This is a genomic window from Bradyrhizobium sp. WSM4872, from assembly GCF_055811715.1.
Genome location: NZ_JBVVPT010000023.1, coordinates 102,087 through 118,086, shown reverse-complemented (window position 1 = coordinate 118,086; position 16,000 = coordinate 102,087). Strand labels below are relative to the sequence as shown.

The 16,000-nt window shown below is 63.2% G+C and carries 16 protein-coding genes; 6 read left to right on the top strand and 10 right to left on the bottom strand.

Features of this window, described 5'->3' with window-relative positions; translation table 11 throughout:
- Nucleotides 1–757: 757 nt before the first annotated feature.
- Nucleotides 758–1,240 carry a cupin domain-containing protein gene (locus AC0L3C_RS26345; RefSeq protein WP_473264064.1) on the bottom strand — a complete coding sequence of 161 codons (483 nt, stop codon included), beginning with the start codon at nt 1,238–1,240 and terminating at the stop codon, nt 758–760.
- Between the two features lie 188 nt (nt 1,241–1,428).
- On the bottom strand, nt 1,429–2,307 hold the full coding sequence (locus AC0L3C_RS26340; RefSeq protein ID WP_473409351.1) for an SDR family oxidoreductase: 879 nt from the start codon (nt 2,305–2,307) through the stop codon (nt 1,429–1,431).
- A gap of 124 nt (nt 2,308–2,431) precedes the next feature.
- Between AC0L3C_RS26340 and AC0L3C_RS26335 the strand changes: the two genes are divergently transcribed.
- A complete protein-coding gene (locus AC0L3C_RS26335; protein WP_473264066.1) occupies nt 2,432–3,055 on the top strand; it encodes a TetR/AcrR family transcriptional regulator in 624 nt (207 codons plus the stop codon).
- Nucleotides 3,056–3,205: 150 nt separating this feature from the next.
- On the opposite strand, the gene AC0L3C_RS26330 is transcribed toward AC0L3C_RS26335, so the two are convergent.
- The 4 genes from AC0L3C_RS26330 to AC0L3C_RS26315 form a co-directional block, all read right to left on the bottom strand.
- Nucleotides 3,206–3,385 (bottom strand): hypothetical protein, encoded by a 180-nt coding sequence (locus AC0L3C_RS26330; protein WP_473279548.1) that lies wholly within the window; start codon nt 3,383–3,385, stop codon nt 3,206–3,208.
- A gap of 596 nt (nt 3,386–3,981) precedes the next feature.
- The gene (locus AC0L3C_RS26325) at nt 3,982–4,386 is read right to left on the bottom strand and encodes a YccF domain-containing protein (RefSeq protein WP_473264068.1); all 405 of its coding nucleotides are present in this window, start codon (nt 4,384–4,386) and stop codon (nt 3,982–3,984) included.
- Between the two features lie 101 nt (nt 4,387–4,487).
- Nucleotides 4,488–6,032 carry an acyl-CoA synthetase gene (locus tag AC0L3C_RS26320; RefSeq protein WP_473409348.1) on the bottom strand — a complete coding sequence of 515 codons (1,545 nt, stop codon included), beginning with the start codon at nt 6,030–6,032 and terminating at the stop codon, nt 4,488–4,490.
- A 138-nt stretch (nt 6,033–6,170) separates the two neighbouring features.
- Nucleotides 6,171–6,980 (bottom strand): crotonase/enoyl-CoA hydratase family protein, encoded by an 810-nt coding sequence (locus AC0L3C_RS26315; RefSeq protein WP_473409347.1) that lies wholly within the window; start codon nt 6,978–6,980, stop codon nt 6,171–6,173.
- A 116-nt stretch (nt 6,981–7,096) separates the two neighbouring features.
- Here AC0L3C_RS26315 and AC0L3C_RS26310 point away from each other — a divergent pair, with 116 nt between their 5' ends.
- Together AC0L3C_RS26310 and AC0L3C_RS26305 are read left to right on the top strand one after the other, a co-directional pair.
- Nucleotides 7,097–7,969 carry an SDR family oxidoreductase gene (locus AC0L3C_RS26310; RefSeq protein WP_473264071.1) on the top strand — a complete coding sequence of 291 codons (873 nt, stop codon included), beginning with the start codon at nt 7,097–7,099 and terminating at the stop codon, nt 7,967–7,969.
- A gap of 221 nt (nt 7,970–8,190) precedes the next feature.
- Nucleotides 8,191–9,771, top strand: coding sequence for a fatty acid--CoA ligase (locus AC0L3C_RS26305; protein ID WP_473409346.1), 1,581 nt, complete (start codon nt 8,191–8,193; stop codon nt 9,769–9,771).
- A gap of 194 nt (nt 9,772–9,965) precedes the next feature.
- Here the strand turns inward: AC0L3C_RS26305 and AC0L3C_RS26300 are convergent, their stop codons facing one another.
- Complete coding sequence (locus AC0L3C_RS26300) at nt 9,966–11,240, bottom strand: acyl-CoA dehydrogenase family protein (RefSeq protein ID WP_473409345.1); 1,275 nt, start codon at nt 11,238–11,240, stop codon at nt 9,966–9,968.
- Nucleotides 11,241–11,449: 209 nt separating this feature from the next.
- Here AC0L3C_RS26300 and AC0L3C_RS26295 point away from each other — a divergent pair, with 209 nt between their 5' ends.
- Nucleotides 11,450–12,229, top strand: a complete 780-nt coding sequence (locus tag AC0L3C_RS26295) for an enoyl-CoA hydratase-related protein (protein WP_473409344.1) — start codon at nt 11,450–11,452, stop codon at nt 12,227–12,229.
- A gap of 154 nt (nt 12,230–12,383) precedes the next feature.
- Here AC0L3C_RS26295 and AC0L3C_RS26290 read toward each other — a convergent pair whose 3' ends face one another.
- Genes AC0L3C_RS26290 through AC0L3C_RS26280 form a run of 3 tightly spaced genes read right to left on the bottom strand, consistent with a single transcriptional unit; the run spans nt 12,384 to nt 14,549 of the window.
- Nucleotides 12,384–12,761 carry a DUF6285 domain-containing protein gene (locus tag AC0L3C_RS26290; RefSeq protein ID WP_473264075.1) on the bottom strand — a complete coding sequence of 126 codons (378 nt, stop codon included), beginning with the start codon at nt 12,759–12,761 and terminating at the stop codon, nt 12,384–12,386.
- Nucleotides 12,762–12,763: 2 nt separating this feature from the next.
- Nucleotides 12,764–13,750, bottom strand: coding sequence for a phosphotransferase family protein (locus AC0L3C_RS26285; protein ID WP_473409343.1), 987 nt, complete (start codon nt 13,748–13,750; stop codon nt 12,764–12,766).
- A 10-nt stretch (nt 13,751–13,760) separates the two neighbouring features.
- Complete coding sequence (locus AC0L3C_RS26280; RefSeq protein ID WP_473409342.1) at nt 13,761–14,549, bottom strand: enoyl-CoA hydratase/isomerase; 789 nt, start codon at nt 14,547–14,549, stop codon at nt 13,761–13,763.
- Nucleotides 14,550–14,716: 167 nt separating this feature from the next.
- Here AC0L3C_RS26280 and AC0L3C_RS26275 point away from each other — a divergent pair, with 167 nt between their 5' ends.
- Together AC0L3C_RS26275 and AC0L3C_RS26270 are read left to right on the top strand one after the other, a co-directional pair.
- Nucleotides 14,717–15,496 (top strand): SDR family NAD(P)-dependent oxidoreductase, encoded by a 780-nt coding sequence (locus AC0L3C_RS26275; RefSeq protein ID WP_473409341.1) that lies wholly within the window; start codon nt 14,717–14,719, stop codon nt 15,494–15,496.
- A gap of 108 nt (nt 15,497–15,604) precedes the next feature.
- Nucleotides 15,605–15,985, top strand: a complete 381-nt coding sequence (locus AC0L3C_RS26270) for a VOC family protein (RefSeq protein ID WP_063993157.1) — start codon at nt 15,605–15,607, stop codon at nt 15,983–15,985.
- Nucleotides 15,986–16,000: the final 15 nt, after the last annotated feature.

Sequence of the window (16,000 nt, the reverse complement as noted above, 5' to 3'; positions counted from 1 at the left end):
AGCCGCCGGAGGCGGTGGCGCGCAAGCGCCAGCCTTGAGGCCGGCCGATCGCCGGGCTACTTCAACACAGTTGCTCCCCGGGGAGCGATGCACTATTGCCCCCGTCGCCTTGCGGACGATCGATGCACGCACCCGGTCGGGCCGCACATCACCGCAAGCCTTGACGCACAGACCCCGGGCGTCAGGACCACACGCTTTTGCCGTCCGCGGACGTCCCTCCCCGGACATCCGGAAGCTCGCGCGTGCTCGCCTCCGAAGCCGAAAAGAACCGCTGTGACAGTGCCGGGTCGTTCGCGCAGATCGCGATGGCTCACAGGGGTCGCCCGCCCTGCCACCTCGTCACGCGCCGGCGCTGCCGCGTCCATTGCATCCCGGCCCACGCATCGTGACGATCGCGAAACGCCCTTTTTAGCGGGCCGGAATGTCTGCGGTTTACCCGAATTTATGAATTCGGTCAATCAGAATATTTGGCAACACAGCCCTTGACCTGTCTGTGGCGTGTTTTGCCTGTCGGGCAACGCGAGGGATGGTGGGCGGAAGGTGCTTGAGCGCAACGGCCTCGCCGGATGGGGCGACGACGCACGGATCATCAGACCGGCCGCCTCGGCCTGCGGATAGCCGCTAAGTGTTGCGCATCGCGCCTGGACTCGCCAGCTCCGGCGGACGGTTCGATAGGTCTCGGTGACGCTCTCCCCATCCTACGAGTTCTGAAGCGCACGGCGGTCGGCCATGTACTGACAACCGAAGGAGCACAACTTTATTTTTGCTTTCGTGGATCATCCTCGGCGTTCAAATAGTCGATGCCGGTCGGTCCGATCCCGGTGATCTCGAAGATCACCTCTTCATCCCTGGTTTCCGCAAACTGCCACACCTTTGGCGGCACGTGCGAAAACGTACCGGGAGGAAAGCTCAGGAGTTTCGATGCATCGACCTTGTCGCCGAGCGCAGAATAGTACGTTCCCGAAATGATAACGCGAACGCGTTCGTCAGGGTGTGAGTGCACAGGCATCTTGGAATTCGCCGGTACTTTGAGTCGAACAGTATACAGGCCAGGCTTGCCCGGATTGCCGTGGAGCACCACCGATTGCGTCCCTCTGGGCATCGAAGCCAGCGGGCTCCACTTCAAGGCGGTCGCCGTCACGCGGTTGTATTCAAGTGAACTATCTTCCGCCAAGGCCGCACAAAATCCACTCGCCGCAAGGACGGCCAAAAAAGCGATCCCAAACTTGAAAAAGGACATCTCGCGCTCCGTTGAAAATATCCGGCGCGGCTACTCTACTCCAAGTGGTCTTTCTCTGCCATGGGTCGTCGCCACGCATAGGAAAGGTACAGCCCTTGCGAAACCCATCATGCTTCGTCATCGCTGACGGTGATGGGTTTCGCTCTCTATCCTTCCTACGAACTGACAGTGTGCTTATCGTCTTCGCGTCAAATCATGCTCGCCATGCCGAGCGCGCGAAGGAGGTCGTTCTGGATCGGCGCGACGGCCTCGTTCAGCCGCTCGACACCGAAATCCATGCCTTCGGGCATCACGACCGTCCGCAGAGGCCGCCGTTCCGTGGCCTCGACCAGCTGCGCGATTGCATTCGCGACGCGCTGGGGCTGTGGCGGATTCTGCGGATCATTTGCATCGTTGGAGTGCTGCTTGATCTGACCCGGGATCGCCGCAACACCGCCATAGGTTTTCAGCACGTCCTGGTCGGACGGTTCGGGGCTGGATGGAAGAAGGTTGCTCGGGAACGGGCCCGGCTCGACGATGACCGAATCGACGCCGAAGCTCGAAAGCTCGTAGCGGTAGGCTTCCGCGAGGGCTTCGAGCGCGAACTTGCTGGCGGAATAGACACCGAAGAACGGGAAGACCACCCGACCCATGAGCGACGTGACATGGATGAGGACCCCGCTGCCGGCGGCCCGCATGTGCGGCAGAACGGCGCGATCGGTGCGAACGGCGCCGAAGAAGTTCACGGCGAACTGCGCTTCGATTTCCTTGACCGTATAGGCTTCCGTGACGCCGACGGGCATCATTCCCGCGTTGTTGACCAGGGCATCGACCCTGCCGTGCTGCCGGATGACATCCGCGATCGCGGCGTTGACGGATCGTTCGTCGGCGACGTCCATCTCGAGGACCTGGAGCGCATGCCCTTCAGCCTTTGCCGCCTCGACAAGCTCGTCGCGAACACGGCTATTTCTTCCTGCGACATCGCGCATGGCAGCAACCACCATGTGGCCCCGCTTTGCGAGTTCCAAGGCGGTGAGTTTTCCGAAACCACTGCGTGCACCCGTCACAACCACAACTTTTCCGCTCATTTCAGCTCTTTCTTTGAAATCCAAGGGACGACGGAACTTGTAGACAGACCTGTATGTATTTGCAATCCCAAACTTGACAGAATAGTCTGTCCAGCGACGCAAACGGCTCGGTTAAGGACGATCGATGGGCACGCTGCTTGATTTCGTGGACGTGGATATTCAACCGCTCGATGCGCTCGCCCCGCGCGAGCGCATTTTGAAGACGGCGTCAGACCTGTTTTACCGGTTCAGCATCAACTCTGTCGGCATCGACCGGATCATCGCCGAAAGCGGCGTGGCCAAGATGACGTTCTACAAGCACTTTCCCTCGAAGGCCGACCTCATCGCCACCTACCTGCGCTATAAGAGCGCCGTCTGGTTTCAGATGCTTTTGACCTCCACGGAGCGAGCCGGTCTCACGCCAGTGGAGCGCGTTCTCGCTGTTTTCGACGCACTCGAACAACCGCTCCTTTCGCCTTCGTTCCGCGGCTGTCCGTTCGCGAAAGGCATGGCCGAATTCGGCCCGGAGGCAAACTCGCCGGGCGTAGAGGCGACCATCGCAGCGTATTTTACAAAGTTGCACGACTTCGTTGCGTCACTCATTGAGCCGTTGTCATTGAGCAAACCCGAAAGGGCCGTGATCCAGATCCTGTCGCTGTTCGAAGGCTCGCTCGTGATCGCACAGTCAACGCGTGATCCCGCCATCGTCGGGGCTAACCGCGAGGCAGCCAGAGTGTTGCTGGAACAAGGGATCGCATCGTCGTCTTAATCTGGAGCCCTTGCGAAACTCTTCCTTCTTCGTCATCGGCAAGCGGACTGATGAGTTTCGCTTCGCCTACCCATCCAGCGGGCTATAGACTGTTTCTCTGCCCAAGAAAATTGTCCCACTCCTCCCTGAGGATTGTGCGTTAGTTGGTGATCAAGCTCCCGGATGTGCTTCGCGGTACGTATTAGCGCGGTCACCAACTCCGATCTCGGGACAATAGTGACGCTTACGAGTGGTGATGGTGCCGCCAGCCATAATGATGGCCTCGACCTCTGCCCCAACCGTAATGATGACCACGGCCACCGTGATGACCCCAGCCGTGGCCACCACCATGTCCGTGGCCGCCCTTGACCTCGATAGTGGCAGTCTGAGACGCGCCCAGTGCGTCCGGCTTGGCAACGGGCATCGCCGAAGCAGAAGGTGTGGGTGTTAAAGCAGCGGCCCCCGCCACAAAGCCGACCAAGCAAAGCCATTTCATGCAATCGCCTCTCGATAAGAATGAGCCAAGGGCCAGCCAGCCGCGGCACATTGCGGCCGCGTTCGCTCTCGTTCTTCAACAATGAAGCCGGGAAAAGTTGCAATGAAATCTGACGCATTGCCGAGGGGCGGGATAGCTATGCCGGTTGAAAGCAGTCTCGGTCCACTTCGAACCAGCGCGTCGGATGGGTTGAGCCCTTGCGAAACCCATCATGCTTCATCATCGGCGGACGGATTGATGGGGTTTCGCTGGCGTTCTATCCATCCTACAAGCGGAGCAAGCGCCTCGTCCTTCGAGACGACCGCTTCGCGGTCTCCTCAGGATGAGGCTGAGCTGCGTCGGGACTCGTTGCAGGTGCAGCCAAGTGTTCGGCCCTCATCCTGAGGGCCCGCCGAGGGCGGGCGTCTCGAGGATGTGCCACGAGGACGCTGCTTCAAAACGCGTCCGCGCCTTAAGCCGGCACGATCACCTTGCCGATCGGCCAGAGCGCGATGCCCGCGAGCTTGAGATGGGCCCAAGCGAAGGGGATACCGATGATGGTAATCGCGAGGGCCAGGGCGGTAAGGAGATGGCCGAGCGCCAGCCACCAGCCGGCCAGCACGAACCAGATGATGTTGCCGATGACCCCGAGCGGGCCGGTGCCGATATCGCTCATGCCGGTGACCTCATAGCGGCTGACGGCCCGCGAGCCGAACGGCATCAGCGTGTAGACCGCGATGTTGAACGCCGCCCGCGCCCAAGGCAGGCCGATGATCGTGACCGCCATGATGACCGCGGCGACCAGCCAGCCGAGCGACATCCAGGCGCCGCCGATGAGAATCCAGAGCAGGTTTAGCAGGATGGAAACGGGAGCCATGGGATATCCGAAGGTCGATGATCCCGTTGGTATAGCACGATGAGCGAGGTTGCGGTCCATGAAGCCGCTCACGAATTCGCGGTCTCGTGTACTACGCACCGTCAGATCTTCCGCCCCGCCTGCTCCCAATAGGGATCGCGCAGGCGGCGCTTGAAGATCTTGCCGGAATCTTCGCGCGGCAGCCCGGCGCGGATCTCGATGTGCTTTGGGACCTTGTAGTCGGCGAGCGACGCCTTCAGCCGCGTGCGAATATCGCCGGCGTAGAGCGCGATGCCCACCTGCGGCTCGACCACCGCCATCAGCGCTTCGCCGAACTCGGCATCAGGAATGCCGAACACCGCGCAATCATGCACGCCGGGGACGGCGTGCAGCACGGATTCGATCTCGGCCGGGTAGATGTTGACGCCCCCCGAGATCACCATGTCGCGCTTGCGGTCGCAGATGAAGACGTAGCCCTCTTCGTCGATGTAGCCGACGTCGCCGGAGGTGATGAAGCCGTCGCGATCGATCTCGGCGCGCTTCTCCGGCTTGTTGTGGTAGGTGAAATCAGCCATCCCGGCCATGCGCGAGTAGATCTCGCCGATCTCGCCCACGCCCAGCAGGCTTCCGTCCTCGCCTATGAAGCGCAGCTCGGCGCCGGGCGATATTTTGCCGACAGTGCCGGGTTTCCTCAGCGCATCCTCGGAGGTTGCGAAGGTGACGGCGCTGGATTCGGTCGAGCCGTAGAATTCGTAGATCACCGGCCCCCACCATTCGATCATGGCGCGCTTGACGTCCGCCGGACAGGGTGCTGCGGCATGGATGATATGGCGGAGCGAGGAGACGCCGTATTTGTTGCGCACCTCCTCCGGCAGCTTCATCAGGCGGATGAACATGGTCGGCACCATGAAGATGGTGTCGATCCTGTACCGCTCGATCAACTGCAAAAACTCCTCCGGCTCGAAGCGCGGCATCAGCACCAGCGCACCGCCAAGCTTGCCGGCGCGGATGCCGAACGAGTTCGGCGCGGAATGATAGAGCGGGCCCGGCAGGATCGTGCGGGCGCCGGGCTTCAGCCCGTAGATCATCGCGCGCATGCGCTCGCCGGCGGCCGCCTGCTCCGGCGTCGGCGCATTGCGCCGCACGCCCTTGGGGTGGCCGGTCGTGCCCGAGGTGTAGATCATGTTCATGGGCTGCGGCACGATCGGACCGTCATAGGGCTGGAATGCCGCGAGCCATGACTCGAAATCGATCGCGAAGTCCGGCGTCTTCAGATGCTCGGGATCGATCTTGTAGCTGGACAGGATCTCCGGCGGCGTCGGCACGCTGAGCACGGTGACGGCTTTCGGGATCGCATCGCGCAAGGCATGCAGCATGTCGGCATGCCCGATCAGCACGGAGGTGCCGGTATCCTCAAGGATGTAGTCGATCTCATCCGGCTTGAAGTGCCAGTTGATCGGCACGCCGTAGGCGCCCAGCCGCATGGCGGCGTAGGCGGCTTCCAGAAAGGCGATGTCGTTGCGCATCAGCATGCAGACGCAAGCGCCCTGCCTGACGCCGATTTGGCTGAGACCGCTCGCGATGCGATCGGCACGATCAGCGACCTCGGCATGGGAGCGGCTGCGCTCGCCGGAGACGATGCCGAGGAAATTTGAGGTTTCGCTCATTTGTTTTTCTTAGTTGTTTAGCGACGATGTCCGCTAGTCGTCATCACCGGGCTTGTCCCGGTGATCCACGTTCTGCTTCGTCGCCTTTCCAAAGAACGTGGATGGCCGGGACGAGCCCGGCCATGACGGAGAAAGTCGCTAATCCGCAAACCTCGGCGCGCGCTTCTCCAGATTCGCGCGCACCGCTTCGGTCTGGTTCGCACTGCCGATCAGCTTCTGCTGCTCGACGGACTCGGCGAGCAGCGCGGGGCCCGGATCGACCGAGAGATTGTTGAGCAGGCGTTTGGCGGCGCGGATCGCATCGGGGCTCTTGCCCGCGATCTCGCGCGCGACTTCGAGGGCGCTCGCGCGCGGGTCGTCGCAGATGCGCGTGGCGAGACCGTAAGCCATCGCCTCCTGCGCGGAGAAGATCCGGCCGGTGTAGGTGAGATCGCGCAAGATGTCGTCGCGCACGAGCGAAGCCAGGATCGGTGTGCCCGCCATGTCGGGCACCAGGCCCCATTTGATTTCCATCACCGACATCCGCGCATCGGGGGTGAGGAAGCGCATGTCGGCGCCGAGTGCGAGCTGGAATCCGCCGCCAAAGGCGACGCCCTGGATCGCTGCGATCACCGGCACGGGAAGCTGTCGCCAACCCCACGCCGCCTGTTGCGCAAAATTCGCCTGGCCGTGCGTACGCTTGGTGAGATCGCGATTTTCGCCACCCGGAATTCCGTTGCCGCCCTTCTCCTTCATGGCGGCAAAACGCCCCATGTCGAGACCGGCGCAGAAGGCACGGCCTTCTCCGGACAGCACCACGACGCGCACGCCTTTGTCCTTTGAAAGCCGATCCGTTGCGGCAACAAGCGCCTCGAACATGGCCTGATCCAGCGCATTCATCTTGTCCGCGCGCACCAGGCGCACGTCGGCGACGCCTTCCGAGATCGAGATCGAGACGCGCTCTTCCATGGATGAATTCTCCCCTGGTTCCCTGCTGTTCTTGTTCGGTGCCGCTTTACAGAAAGACGGCGGCCGGATTTAGTCAATCGACCAATTAACTGACAATCCCTGCGGAGGAAACAGCCATGTTCAAGGAAAACCTTCTGGCCGGCCGCAACATCCTCGTGACCGGCGGTGGCACCGGGCTCGGCAAGTCGATGGCGGCGCGCTTTCTCCAGCTCGGCGCAGAGGTGCACATCTGCGGCCGGCGCAAGATCGTCTGCGACGAGACCGCGACCGAGCTGATGGCCGAGTATGGCGGCCGCGTGAGCAGCCACGGCGTCGACATCCGCAACGCGCTCGCGGTCGAGGAGATGATCGAGACCATCTTTCGCGACGCCCCCCTCACCGATCTCATCAACAACGCCGCCGGCAATTTCATCTCGCGCAGCGAAGAACTGTCGCCTCGCGGCTTCGACGCGGTCGCCAACATCGTCATGCACGGCACGTTCTACGTGACGCAGGCGGTCGGCAAGCGCTGGATCGCCTTGAAGCAGCCCGGCAATGTCGTCTCGATCACCACGACCTGGGTGCGCAACGGCTCGCCTTACGTGGTGCCGTCGGCGATGAGCAAGTCCGCGATCCATGCCATGACGATGTCGCTCGCGGCCGAATGGGGCCGCTACGGCATCCGGCTGAACACGATCGCGCCGGGCGAGATCCCGACGGAAGGCATGAGCAAGCGCATCAAGCCCGGCGACGAAGCCGGCGCGCGCACCAAGGCGATGAACCCGATGGGCCGCGTCGGCACCATGGAGGAATTGCAGAACGTCGCGGTGTTCCTGATTTCCGGCGGTTGCGACTGGATCAGCGGCGAGACCATCGCCATGGACGGCGCGCAGGCACTCGCGATGGGCGGCAATTTCTACCAGCTCCGCGACTGGAGCGACGACGATTGGAAAACCGCGCGAGAGAGCATCATGGCGCAGAATGAGAAGGATCGGGCGAAGCGGGGGTAGTTGTTGTCGTCCCGGCGAAGGCCGGGACCCATAACCACCGAATCTTGTTTGGCGAAGATTGGCCATGGCCAGTCTTCGCCAAATTGCGTTTTGTGGCTATGGGTCCTGGCTTTCGCCAGGACGACGGCGTGGAGGCGTCAGCGCGACCCCCTCCCGTCTTGTCATCGCCCGCGGATGACGCCACACTCCGCACCATAAAAACAAGACGTCACGGGAGAGACATGTCCACCACACAGCCATTGGCTAATCTCGCCGACATGGTGCGCGAGCGCGCGACGAGCCGCGGCGACGCCATCGCCTTCGAGTTCGAGGGGCGCGCCACCAGCTTTGCCGAATTCGACGTCAAGACGAATAAAGTGGCCAACGCGCTGATCGCGATGGGTGTGAACAAGGGCGAGCGCATCGCCTATCTCGGCAAGAACAGCGACATCTATTTCGAGCTGCTGATGGGCGCGACGAAGGCCGGCGTGGTGATGGCGCCGGTGAACTGGCGGCTCGCCGGCCCCGAGGTCGCCTTCATCGTAAGGGATTGCAAAGCGCCGGTGCTGTTCGTCGGACCTGAGTTCATCACCCAGGTCCGCCAGATCAAGGACCAATTGCCGGGCGTGCGCAGCGTCATCACCACCGAAGGCGGCGCAGCGGAATGGCAGGATTTTACAGTCTGGCGCGATGCACAGGGCGGCGACGATCCCAAGGTGCCGATCGCGACGCGGGACATCGCGATTCAGCTCTATACGTCGGGTACGACAGGCAAGCCGAAGGGCGCGATGCTGTCGCATGCGAACTTCCTCAACCTGGTGCAAACCGGCAATGCCGAGGACAAGCCCGAGTGGAACCGGTGGTCGACCGATGACGTGTCGCTGGTGGCGATGCCGATCTTCCATATCGGCGGCTCCGGCTGGGGCGTGATGGGGCTCTATCACGGTGCCCGCGGCGTAATCGCGCGCGAGTTCGATCCGACAAAAGTGCTGGATTTCTTCGAACAGTCCGGCATCACAAAACTGTTCATGGTGCCGGCCGCGATGCAGTTCGTGGTGCGGCAGCCACGCGCGAAAACGGTCGATTTCTCCCGGTTGAAATACATGCTGTACGGCGCCTCGCCGATCCCGGCGGCGCTGCTGAAGGAATGCATCGAGATCTTCAAATGCGGCTTCGTGCAGATGTACGGCATGACCGAGACGACCGGCACCATCGTCGCGCTGCCGCCGGAGGATCATATCGAGGGGCTCGAGCGGATGCGCTCGGCCGGCAAGGCGCTGCCGGGCGTCGAGATCGCGATCCTCGATGTCGACGGCAAGCCGCTGCCGCCGCGCCAAGTCGGCGAGATCGCGACGCGCTCGGGCTCCAACATGGCGGGCTATTGGAATTTGCCCGAGGCGACCGCCGCGACGCTCCGTGGCGACGGCTGGCTGCGCACCGGTGACGCCGGCTACACGGACGAGGACGGCTATCTCTACATCCACGACCGCATCAAGGACATGATCATCTCCGGCGGCGAGAACATCTACCCGGCCGAGGTCGAGAGCGCGCTGTGCGATCATCCCGACGTCGCGGAAGCTGCCGTGATCGGCATACCCGACGACAAATGGGGCGAGGCGGTGAAAGCCGTCGTGGTGATGAAGCCGGGCAAGCAGGCGACCGCCACCGACATCATCAACTTCACCCGCGAGCGCATCGCCGGGTTCAAGACGCCGAAGAGCGTGGAGTTCCTGCCGGCCCTGCCGCGCAATCCGTCAGGCAAGATCTTGCGGCGGCAGTTGAGGGAGCCGTATTGGGCGGGGAAGGATAGAAGGGTGAATTAGGCCGCTCTATCCACATCGTCGTCCTGGACAAGCGAAGCGCCGATCCAGGACCCATTATCCCAGAGAGCAGTTTGGGGAAGACTCGTGGTGACCTGCCTGCTTCGCCAACTTCTTCCTGGGGCAATGGGTCCTGGCTTTCGCCAGGACGACGTGGAGAGATAACCCGACGTGGAGAGATAGTTCGCAACAATGCCTCAATGCTTCCCCGGCCCCATATACCCGAACAAAAATCCCGCCACCTTGCGGATCTGGATCTCCTCGCTGCCCTCGGTGATGCGGTAGCGGCGGTGATGGCGGTAGATGTGCTCGAACGGCTTGTGTCGTGAGTAGCCCATGCCGCCGTGGACCTGCATGGCGCGGTCGGCGGATTCGCAGCAGAGGCGGTTTGCCCAGTAGTTGCACATCGAGACGCGGTCGGAGAGCGTGCGCTCGATCTGCTCCTCGGTGAGCTTGTCCATTTCCCAGGCGGTCTTGCGGATCAGCAGGCGCAGCATCTCGGCTTGCGTCGCCAGCTCGACCAGCGGGAACTGGATCGCCTGGTTCTCGGCCAACGCCTTGCCGAACGGTTTGCGCTCGCGCGCATATTTCACGCTCTCGTTGATACAATAGACAGCCGCGCCCAGCGAGCTCGCCGCCTGCCGGATGCGGTTCTGATGGACAAAACACTGCGCCAGCGACAGGCCGCGCCCGACCTCGCCGAACAGCGCGTCCTCCGGCACGAACACGTCCGTGAAACTGACGCGCGGATGATCGGTCGGCATGTTGAAGGTCCACATGTACTCTTCGATCTTCACGCCGAGGCTCTTGGCAGGCACCAGGAAGCAGGTGATGCCGCGCGCATCGCCGTCATTCCCTGACGTCCGCGCGAACAGCGCACAGTGCGTGGCGACGTGCATGCCGGTCGTCCACATCTTCTCGCCGTTGATGATCCAGCCTTTCACGTTGTCGCGGGTCGCGGGCACTGCGCGCGTTTCCATGTGGGTGGCGTCGGAGCCATGATTTGGCTCGGTCAGGCCGAAGGTGATGCGGTACTTGCCTTTGATCGAACCGTCGATCATCGCCTTCTGGTCGTCGCGTCCATAGCGATCCAGCATGGTGGCGACGGGGAAGTTGCCGACGATGGAATGCTCGTTCTGGAGGTCGTTGTGCAGGCCGAGCCCCTTGGCGGCAAAGTGCTCGCGGATCACGGCCATCCAGAGGTTGGAGCCATCCTTGCCGCCATATTGCTTCGGCACCGCAAAGCGCAGGTGGCCGGCGGCGTCCGCGAGATCCTTGGCCTTGCGCAGCAGCGCTTCCCATTCGTGGCGCGGCAGGCCGCCGTTCTCGAAATCGGTACGCGCCCATTCGCGGCGGTGATCGAAGAAGCGGATATTGTCGTCGGCCGCTTCCAGCGGCTTGATCTCGCGTTCGATGAAACGGTCGAGCTCTGCGAGATAGGCGACGAGATCGGCAGGCAGTGAGAAATCCACGGCTCTCTCCCGGGTGTTTTTTCGTTTTGCGTTAAGGCGCTGGGCGCAGCTTTGCTTCGCACGATTAAGGTGAGAAGAGCGCCGCCAAGTCAAGCAATGCGAGGCGTGTGAGACGCGCAAGGCGCGCCCGCGCAATTCGATGGTGCTGAAACGCGCCCGCGCGCTAGTATAGCCGCAATATTCCTTCACGAGAAAAAGCGGGAGCGACCATGGAGCTGAAGTTCTCAAAGGTGGAACGCAAGGGGCCGATCACGATCGTCACGCTGTCGCGGCCCGAGGTCTACAACGCGCTGCACACCGACGCGCATTTCGAGCTGCAAAAGGTGTTCGACGATTTCTCCACTGACCCTGCGCAGTGGGTCGCGATCGTCACTGGTAGCGGCGACAAGGCGTTCTGCGCCGGCAACGATCTGAAATGGCAGGCGGCCGGCGGCAAGCGCGGCTGGGACAAGGGCGGCTTTGCCGGCCTCACCGCGCGCTTCGACTGCGACAAGCCGATCATCGCCGCGGTCAATGGCGTTGCCATGGGCGGCGGCTTCGAGATCGCGCTGGCCTGCGACCTCATCATTGCCTCGGAGAACGCGACCTTCGCCCTCCCCGAGCCGCGCGTAGGGCTGGCCGCACTCGCCGGCGGCCTGCACCGGCTGCCACGCCAGATCGGCTTGAAGCGCGCCATGGGCATGATCCTCACCGCGCGCCATGTCAGCGCCAAGGAGGGCCTCGAACTCGGCTTCGTCAACGAGGTGGTGCCGCAGGGCGAGGCGCTCACGGCCGCGCTGCGCTGGGCCGAGATGATCACCAAGAATTCGCCGATGTCGATCCGCGCTTCGAAGCAGGCGATCCAGAAGGGCCTCGGCGTGTCGCTGGAGCAGGCGATCGAGGAGCAGCGCGAGTATCCGGCCGTGAAGGCGATGGTGGCTTCACAGGACTACATCGAAGGCCCGAAGGCGTTTGCGGAGAAGCGGCCGCCGAAATGGGTGGGGAAGTAAACTGTTTCCGTCATGGCCGGGCTTGTCTCGGCCATCCACGCCTCAGCGCACGGCACGAAGAACGTGGATGCTCGGGACGAGCCCGGGCATGACGATGCGGAGAGAGTAGCGCGCCTGCTTCGTCGCTACGCTCATCGCAATGACGAGGAGAGGTCTACCCACCTCGCGACAACTCCCGTTTGTACGACGCATAATTCGGCTGGTCGACTGCAAGCTTGTCCATCGTGGTCGCCCACAGATGCTCGGCAAGGCCGGGCGTCGCCAGATCGGCCTCGCCCTTGGCGATGCGCTCGGCGAGTGCGCGGTTGAGATCGGTCACCGAGCCGTCCATGCCGAGCAGAGCACGCAGCCGCTCCATCTCCGCACCGTCGCTCCCCTCTTCCTGCGTCAACTGCCGCGTCACGAGGTCGAGGATGTTGATGGCCACGCGCAGCTTGAAGGCCTGGTGGCCGGAGATCAGCGGCGCGATGTCGTTGCGGAGGAAATCGGAGACCGATTTGGTCAGCTCGATCGGGGTCGGCTCGTCCTGCATGGTCAACTCCCCCGCGGCGCCAGCAGCCGCAACAGATCGATCTCGGTCTCGGAAGCGCGACGGCCGATCATGGCGCGTTCCATCGAATGGTCCGGGCCTTCGCGAAATCGCTGCATCATGCCGCCGCACATGATACCCCAGCGTAGCGTGCCCATCACTTCCCAGAATTTGACACGCGATGGATCGACCTTGCGCCCTGCCGCCTCATAGCCGGCGAACAGCTCCTCACGCGAGCCAAACCCGCCGACGGGCTTGTCGATCTCGCCAAAGCGCCAGGAGTTGACGCAGACCCAGCCGAGATCCTCCATGGGGTCGCCGAGATGAGCGAGCTCCCAGTCGAGCACCGCGCGCACGCCGTCGGCGCCGATGATGAGATTGCCGTTGCGGAAATCGCCATGCACCAGCGTGGTCTCGGCCGAAGGACCCGGGTCGTGGTCGCGCAGCCAGCGCAGCGCCAGCTCGAACACGGGTTTTGGCCAGTCCAGGCTGCGATAGTCGCGTTCGAACTCAGAAATCTCCTCCGTCGCGGACCGGCTGCGCAGCTCGGGCAATTTGTCCCGCGGCAGCCCGTGCAGCTTCGCGAGCACGCCGCCGATCTGCCGTGCGAGATGCGGCCGCGCCGCGGCGAACTCGTCGTCGCGCAGGATCTTGCGTGCGATGGTCTCGCCCTCAACCCGCTGCATGATGAAGCCAGTGCCGAGATCGTCGCCCGGCGTGAGCACATGCATCACGCGCGGCGACGGCACGCCGGCCTCATAGGCAAGCTGCATCAGCTGCGCTTCCGCACCGAGTCCTGCCGCGCGCGTCGGCGCAGCGCCATACCCCTTCGGCGAGCGGCGCAGGATCGCACCGATCGGCCCATCGGGATGCGCGATATCGAAGCGCCAGGTCTCCTGACTGGCGCCGCCGGACAGCCTTGCCAGGCCGGCAACACCGGTCGCGCCCAGGCACCAGCGCGCGACGCTGCGGGACAGTTCGGCCTCGATCATCTGCCCTTGATCACTTACCGTTGAATTTGGCCGGGCGCTTCTCCAGGAAGGCGCCGACGCCTTCGCGGAAATCATCCGTGTCGCCGGCGCGGAGCTGGCACTGGAATTCGAGATTGAGCTGATCCTCGAAGGAATTCTCCGGGCTGTCCCAATAGAGCTTGCGGATCAGCGACAGCGCGACCGTCGGGCCGCTGGCGAGGTCGTGCGCGAGCTTCATCGCCTCCTCCATCAGCACGCCGTCATCATAGACGCGGTTGACGAGGCCCCATTCCAGCGCCTTCTCGGCAGGGAGCCGCTCGCCCATCAGCGACAATTCGATCGAACGAGCCTTGCCGATCAGCCGCGGCAAGAGCCAGGTCGAGCCGCAATCCGGCACCAGGCCGATGCGGCGGAAGGCTTGCAGGAAATAGGACGAGCGCGCGCACAGGATCATGTCGCCGAGCAGCGCGAAGCTCATGCCGGCGCCGGCCGCCGGGCCGTTGACCGCGGTCACGATCGGGCAATGCAGATTGCGAATGCGACGCAGGAAGGGATGGAAGCCGGTCTCGAGCGTCAGGCCGGCCTTGGTCTTCTTCGACTGGTTGTTGCGGCCCTGGAGATTCGCCCCAGTGCAGAACGCCCGCCCCGCGCCCGTCAGCACGACGCAGCGCACCTCGTCCTTCTTTTCCTCGATCGCGTCGAGCGCTTCCGCGAGCCCGCCCAGCATGTCCACGGAGACCGCGTTCATCACCTCCTGATGGTCGAGCTTGAGGATCGCGACCGAACCATCGAGATCGAGCGTGACGTGTTTGAACTGCATGGTTTCCTCGTGAGTTGCGGCCTGCACCAGTTTCGCAGACCGGAATTGCTTTTGCCGGCGCGCATATTTGATTTTTGGCGCGGTCTTGTCCATGGTGATCGGAGCATAGCAAGCAATCTTGCGCGCAGCGGCTGATGCGCGACCCAAGCAAAAACAGGAAACGCGCCATGAACCTTTTCGACCTTTCAGGCCGGGTCGCCGTGATCACCGGCGGCAATGGCGGCATCGGGCTAGGCATCGCGCAGGCGCTCGCCGGCCAGGGCTGCAACGTCTCGATCTGGGGCCGGAATGCTGACAAGAACAAGGCCGCTGCCGCGAGCCTGGCGGGGCTATCCGGCAAGGTCGACGCGCGGGTCTGCGACGTCACCGACCCGGCCTCGGTCAATGCCGCGATGAAGGCCACGCTCGACACATTCGGCCGCGTCGACGGCTGCTTCGCCAATGCCGGAATCGGCGGCGGCGGCCGGCGCTCCTTCATCGAACGCACCGAGGAAGAATGGCGCACGATGTTTGCGACCAATCTCGACGGCGTGTTCCACGCGTTCCAGGCGGTCGCAAAACACATGACCGCGCGCGCCGAGGCTGGCGATCCCTTCGGCCGGCTGGTGGCGACTTCGAGCCTCGCCTCGATCTTCGGTACCGCCCGCAACGAGCACTACGCGGCGACCAAGGCCGCGATCAACGCGCTGGTCCGCGCGCTCGGCGTCGAGCTGGCGCGCCACGGCGTCACCGCGAACGCGATCCTGCCCGGCTGGATCAAGAGCGACATGACCTCGGGCCTGATGGCCAACGAGAAGTTCGTGGCCAACGTGATGCCGCGCATTCCGGTGCGCCGCTTCGGCGAGCCCAGCGATTTCGGCGGCATCGCGGTGTATCTGATGAGCAAGGCCTCGTCGTATCACACCGCGGATACGTTCGTGATCGACGGCGGCTATACGGCGTTTTGAGTCTCGTAGCCCGGATGGAGCGCAGCGCAATCCGGGACCGCCAAAAAGGCAAACAAGACCCGGTTTTCGCTTCGCTCCATCCGGGCTACAAGATGAGGGAACGGCAAAATGTTTTCACACGTGATGATCGGCACCAACGACCTCGACAAGGCCAAGGCGTTCTATGACAATTTGCTGACCACGCTCGAGGTGCGGCCGGCGCGCGTCGACGGCCATCGCATCTTCTACATCACCAAGACCGGCGTGTTCTCGGTGACGAAGCCGATCAACGGTGAGGCGGCAACGCCAGCGAATGGCGGCACCATCGGCTTTGCCGCCAACTCGCCTGAGCAGGTCAATGCATGGCATACGGCCGGCATCGCCGCCGGCGGCGTTCCTTGCGAAGATCCTCCCGGCATCCGCCAGGGCCCCGGCGTCAACCTCTATATTGCGTATTTGCGTGACCTCGACGGCAACAAGATCTGCGCGATGCATCGGATGGCGAACTGAGCCAGCCGCAACCAC